Origin of the sequence: Citrobacter sp. Cu231, from assembly GCF_030332265.1 — a bacterium.
In the GTDB taxonomy this organism is placed as follows: domain Bacteria; phylum Pseudomonadota; class Gammaproteobacteria; order Enterobacterales; family Enterobacteriaceae; genus Citrobacter; species Citrobacter meridianamericanus.
In genome coordinates this window covers 1-5,287 of sequence record NZ_JAOWIE010000025.1, presented here as the reverse complement: position 1 = coordinate 5,287, position 5,287 = coordinate 1, and the positions used below count along the sequence as shown (strand labels likewise).

Annotated in this window: 4 protein-coding genes, 4 tRNA genes and 1 pseudogene; 7 read left to right on the top strand and 2 right to left on the bottom strand. The window is 50.0% G+C overall.

The genetic code is table 11. From position 1 onward, the window contains the following. Positions 1 to 200: 200 nt before the first annotated feature. Together murB and birA are read left to right on the top strand one after the other, a co-directional pair. Positions 201 to 1,229: a UDP-N-acetylmuramate dehydrogenase gene (murB, locus tag OGY15_RS01600; protein ID WP_151220039.1), complete on the top strand. Its 1,029-nt coding sequence runs from the start codon at positions 201 to 203 to the stop codon at positions 1,227 to 1,229. After that, a complete protein-coding gene (gene birA / locus OGY15_RS01595; RefSeq protein ID WP_151220040.1) occupies positions 1,226 to 2,188 on the top strand; it encodes a bifunctional biotin--[acetyl-CoA-carboxylase] ligase/biotin operon repressor BirA in 963 nt (320 codons plus the stop codon). The genes murB and birA overlap by 4 nt, the downstream gene beginning before the upstream one ends. A gap of 32 nt (positions 2,189 to 2,220) precedes the next feature. Here the strand turns inward: birA and coaA are convergent, their stop codons facing one another. Next, positions 2,221 to 3,171 carry a type I pantothenate kinase gene (coaA, locus tag OGY15_RS01590; protein ID WP_003031107.1) on the bottom strand — a complete coding sequence of 317 codons (951 nt, stop codon included), beginning with the start codon at positions 3,169 to 3,171 and terminating at the stop codon, positions 2,221 to 2,223. Positions 3,172 to 3,461: 290 nt separating this feature from the next. Continuing rightward, positions 3,462 to 3,542 (bottom strand): annotated as a pseudogene (locus tag OGY15_RS01585) (hypothetical protein); the annotation flags it as partial. A 19-nt stretch (positions 3,543 to 3,561) separates the two neighbouring features. On the opposite strand from OGY15_RS01585, the gene OGY15_RS01580 reads away from it, so the two are divergent. The 5 genes from OGY15_RS01580 to tuf all read left to right on the top strand — a co-directional run. Further along, positions 3,562 to 3,637: transfer RNA gene (locus tag OGY15_RS01580), tRNA-Thr, on the top strand. An 8-nt stretch (positions 3,638 to 3,645) separates the two neighbouring features. Continuing rightward, a tRNA-Tyr gene (locus tag OGY15_RS01575) sits at positions 3,646 to 3,730 on the top strand. 114 nt (positions 3,731 to 3,844) lie between these two features. Next, positions 3,845 to 3,919: transfer RNA gene (locus OGY15_RS01570), tRNA-Gly, on the top strand. 5 nt (positions 3,920 to 3,924) lie between these two features. After that, positions 3,925 to 4,000: transfer RNA gene (locus OGY15_RS01565), tRNA-Thr, on the top strand. 118 nt (positions 4,001 to 4,118) lie between these two features. After that, positions 4,119 to 5,287, top strand: a 1,169-nt coding sequence (gene tuf, locus OGY15_RS01560) for an elongation factor Tu (protein WP_049014834.1), incomplete at its 3' end; no start/stop codon positions are given.

Below are 5,287 nucleotides of genomic sequence, written 5' to 3'. Positions count from 1 at the left end.
AGGGAACTGCCAGGCATCAAATAAAGTGAAAAAGCCCATCCTGCCGGATGGGCTTTTTTGCGTCTGTGCGCCGTGAAATCCGCCGGCTGCGGCGCAGCGCGTGCCATCGGGTGCAAAGCAACACCCTGAGCCTCCATAACACAAGCCATCCTGCGGTATATGCGGTAAACTAAGCGCGATTTTGCATCAGGAAAGCGTCTATGAATCACTCCCTTAAAGCCTGGAACACCTTCGGCATTGACCAGTCTGCCAACGAGATTGTTTGTGCTGAAAATGAGCAACAACTGTTGAACGCCTGGCATGCTGCCAATGCATCACATCATCCGGTACTGATTCTGGGTGAGGGGAGTAACGTCCTGTTTCTTGATACTTTCCATGGCACGGTGATCGTCAACCGTATCAAAGGTATCGAGGTTACAGAGAAGCCTGACGCATGGTATCTACACGTAGGCGCGGGTGAAAACTGGCATCAGCTGGTACGTTATGCTCTGGAGCACAACATGCCTGGCCTCGAAAATCTGGCGATGATCCCTGGTTGCGTTGGTTCATCCCCCATCCAAAATATTGGTGCCTATGGCGTGGAACTGCAGCGCGTCTGCGAATATGTGGACTGCGTAGAGCTTTCGACCGGCAAACATCTGCGTGTCAGCGCTGCAGAATGCCGATTTGGTTACCGTGACAGCATCTTCAAACATGAGTACCAGGATCGTTTCGCGATTGTAGCCGTTGGGCTGCGTTTAGCTAAACATTGGCAGCCTGTTCTCACTTACGGTGACCTGACACGTCTTGACTCTGCAACGGTAACGCCTCAGCAGGTTTTTGATTCTGTTTGCCATATGCGCACCACAAAGCTGCCCGATCCAAAAGTAAACGGTAATGCGGGGAGTTTCTTTAAAAATCCGGTTGTCAGCGCAGATATTGCACAGGATCTTCTGGCTAAATTCCCGACGGCACCTCATTACCCGCAAGCTGATGGCTCTGTGAAACTGGCTGCTGGCTGGCTTATTGATCAATGCCAGCTGAAAGGTATGCGCATTGGCGGCGCAGCGGTACACCAGCAGCAAGCACTAGTGCTGATCAATGCAGACCATGCTACGAGTCAGGATGTGGTGCAACTTGCGCATCACGTACGCCAAAAAGTCGGTGAGAAATTCAACGTCTGGCTCGAACCGGAAGTCCGGTTTATCGGCCCGCAAGGTGAGGTTAATGCCGTGGAGATCGTTGCATGAAGGATAATACTGTCCCCCTGACGCTTATTTCATTATTAGCCGATGGCGAATTTCACTCCGGTGAGCAACTCGGTGAAAAGCTGGGGATGAGCCGTGCGGCAATCAATAAACATGTCCAGACGCTACGTGACTGGGGTGTTGATGTATTTACTGTCCCTGGTAAAGGATATAGCTTACCTGAACCTATCCAGCTATTAGATTCATCACTTATTCATTCTCAGTTGGATGGTGGAAATATTACCGTCCTGCCGGTTATCGACTCAACCAATCAGTACCTGATGGATCGGATTAGCCAACTTGAGTCAGGAGATGCCTGCGTCGCTGAATATCAGCAGGCCGGGCGTGGTCGCAGGGGACGCAAATGGTTCTCTCCCTTTGGTGCTAACCTATACCTCTCGATGTTCTGGCGGCTGGAGCAAGGTCCGGCTGCTGCAATTGGCCTGAGCCTGGTGATTGGTATTGTCATGGCTGAGGTTTTACGCGATCTGGGTGCGGATAAAGTACGTGTTAAATGGCCGAACGATCTCTATTTGCTCGACCGTAAGCTGGCAGGGATCCTGGTAGAACTCACCGGTAAGACGGGGGATGCCGCGCAGATTGTTATTGGCGCGGGTATTAACATGTCCATGCGTCGGGTTGAAGAGAATGTGGTTAATCAAGGCTGGATTAACCTACAGGAAGCGGGTATTAATATTGACCGTAATACTCTGGCTGCCCGACTGATCCGCGAGCTGCGTGCTGCGTTGGTACTGTTTGAGCAAGAGGGGTTAGCGCCATATCTGTCCCGCTGGAAGGCACTGGATAACTTTATCGACCGTCCCGTTAAACTCATTATTGGTGATAAAGAAATATTTGGTATATCGCGTGGAATAGATGCGCAGGGTGCATTGCTGCTTGAACAAAATGGCGTGGTAAAACCCTGGATGGGCGGGGAAATATCGCTTAGAAGCGCTGAATAATAAGAAGGGGAGCTCAGGCTCCCCTTTTTTATTTATTTACGCAGCCTGACTTGCTCAACGGCATGATTGGCGCTTTTGGTCATAATCAAGCTGGCTCGCTCACGCGTTGGCAATATGTTTTGTTTTAAATTCAACCAGTTAATTTCTTTCCACAGTGATGTAGCCGTGTTGATGGCCTCATCTTCTGACAATTTCGCATAGTTATGGAAATAAGAGTCTGGGTTGGTGAATGCCCCTTCGCGGAATTTCAGGAAGCGATTGATATACCATGTCTGGAGTAATTCTTCTGGCGCATCAACATAAATAGAAAAGTCGACAAAATCAGAAACAAATACATGATGCGGATCGTGAGGGTAGTCCATGCCGCTTTGTAATACATTGAGTCCTTCGAGTATTAATATATCGGGCTGGGCAACGGTTTTGTCGCCATCAGGGATCACATCATAGATCAGATGAGAATAAACCGGCGCCGTAACGTTGGGAACGCCAGACTTCAGATCGGAAACGAATTTAACCAGCCGGTGCATATCATAGGACTGCGGAAAGCCTTTCTTCTTCATAAGGCCGCGATCTTTCAGCACCTGGTTAGGATGAAGAAAACCGTCTGTTGTAATCAGCTCAACCTTACGATGCTCGGGCCAGCGACTGAGCAGCGCCTGCAACACGCGTGCAGTCGTACTTTTGCCAACAGCGACACTGCCAGCAATGCTAATGATATAAGGAATACGCTCGCCGTTGGTGCCTAAAAATTGCTCCAGCACCGCCTGACGCCGCAGGTTCGAACTGATGTAAAAATTTAGCAAACGCGATAGAGGCAAATAAATCTCGGCAACTTCTTCCAGCGATAAGTCTTCGTTTATGCCTTTCAAACGAGCAATTTCTTCCTCGGTCAGGGTCATCGGCACGGAATCACGAAGCGCAGCCCACTGGTTGCGATCAAACTGTAGATAAGGCGACGTTAACGCTTGCTCTTTTATACTCATACGCATGGTCTGGCTGCCATTGCTCTATCAGGTTTGCGGTAAAAAACGAAATCGTCCCCGGTCCGCAATGGCATGCACATTTCAGTTAATTTGGACAATGGGCAGGAGGGTAACACCAGATGAGGGGGAATAATAAGAAAAAATCATCCCCTGAAACGCAATGTGACGGCTATTCCAGATGTATAAAGATGCGCTTTCTCTCTATTGATAACCGCATGTCGGAGCAAAATACCCCTCTGGGAGGGTGCCTGACGTTGGAAATTTGTTCAACCCAAAGAGAAAATAGATTATTTATCGGTCGTATAGTGCAAAATGTGAGCGATAGAACATTTTATGCAATTTTTTAGTTGCATGAGTGCGCATGTCTCCATAAAATGCGCGCTACTTGATGCCGACTTAGCTCAGTAGGTAGAGCAACTGACTTGTAATCAGTAGGTCACCAGTTCGATTCCGGTAGTCGGCACCATCAAGTCCGGTGGGGTTCCCGAGCGGCCAAAGGGAGCAGACTGTAAATCTGCCGTCACAGACTTCGAAGGTTCGAATCCTTCCCCCACCACCACTTTCTGGCAGCGTTAATGCCGCCTGAGTTGGTTAAAAAATTAACCAACTCGAACAGAAAAGAGAGCAATCTCTTTTTTGTTACAGAAAGAACTGGGTAGCCGAGTTTCAGGATGCGGGCATCGTATAATGGCTATTACCTCAGCCTTCCAAGCTGATGATGCGGGTTCGATTCCCGCTGCCCGCTCCAGACGTGCTGATATGGCTCAGTTGGTAGAGCGCACCCTTGGTAAGGGTGAGGTCCCCAGTTCGACTCTGGGTATCAGCACCACTTCACTTCTCCTTCCCGTTTCTCTCTGTTTACTTTTAAAAGCATTCAACAGATCAGGTATATTGCCTGGTTGATGTGGTGATATCACCGATTTATCCGTGTCTTAGAGGGACAATCGATGTCTAAAGAAAAATTTGAACGTACTAAACCGCACGTTAACGTCGGTACTATCGGCCACGTTGACCATGGTAAAACAACGCTGACCGCTGCAATCACTACCGTACTGGCTAAAACCTACGGCGGTGCTGCGCGTGCATTCGATCAGATCGATAACGCGCCGGAAGAAAAAGCTCGTGGTATCACCATCAACACTTCTCACGTTGAATATGACACCCCGACTCGCCACTACGCACACGTAGACTGCCCGGGCCACGCCGACTATGTTAAAAACATGATCACCGGTGCTGCGCAGATGGACGGCGCGATCCTGGTTGTTGCTGCGACTGACGGCCCGATGCCGCAGACTCGTGAGCACATCCTGCTGGGTCGTCAGGTAGGCGTTCCGTACATCATCGTGTTCCTGAACAAATGCGACATGGTTGATGACGAAGAGCTGCTGGAACTGGTAGAAATGGAAGTTCGTGAACTTCTGTCTCAGTACGATTTCCCGGGCGACGACACGCCGATCGTTCGTGGTTCTGCTCTGAAAGCGCTGGAAGGCGAAGCAGAGTGGGAAGCGAAAATCATCGAACTGGCTGGCTTCCTGGATTCTTACATCCCAGAACCAGAACGTGCTATCGATAAGCCGTTCCTGCTGCCAATCGAAGACGTATTCTCCATCTCCGGTCGTGGTACCGTTGTTACCGGTCGTGTAGAGCGCGGTATCATCAAAGTTGGTGAAGAAGTTGAAATCGTTGGTATCAAAGAGACTGCCAAGTCTACCTGTACTGGCGTTGAAATGTTCCGCAAACTGCTGGACGAAGGCCGTGCTGGTGAGAACGTTGGTGTTCTGCTGCGTGGTATCAAACGTGAAGAAATCGAACGTGGTCAGGTACTGGCTAAGCCGGGCTCTATCAAGCCGCACACCAAGTTCGAATCTGAAGTGTACATTCTGTCCAAAGACGAAGGCGGCCGTCATACTCCGTTCTTCAAAGGCTACCGTCCGCAGTTCTACTTCCGTACTACTGACGTGACTGGTACCATCGAACTGCCGGAAGGCGTTGAGATGGTAATGCCGGGCGACAACATCAAAATGGTTGTTACCCTGATCCACCCAATCGCGATGGACGACGGTCTGCGTTTCGCAATCCGTGAAGGCGGCCGTACTGTTGGTGCGGGCGTTGTTGC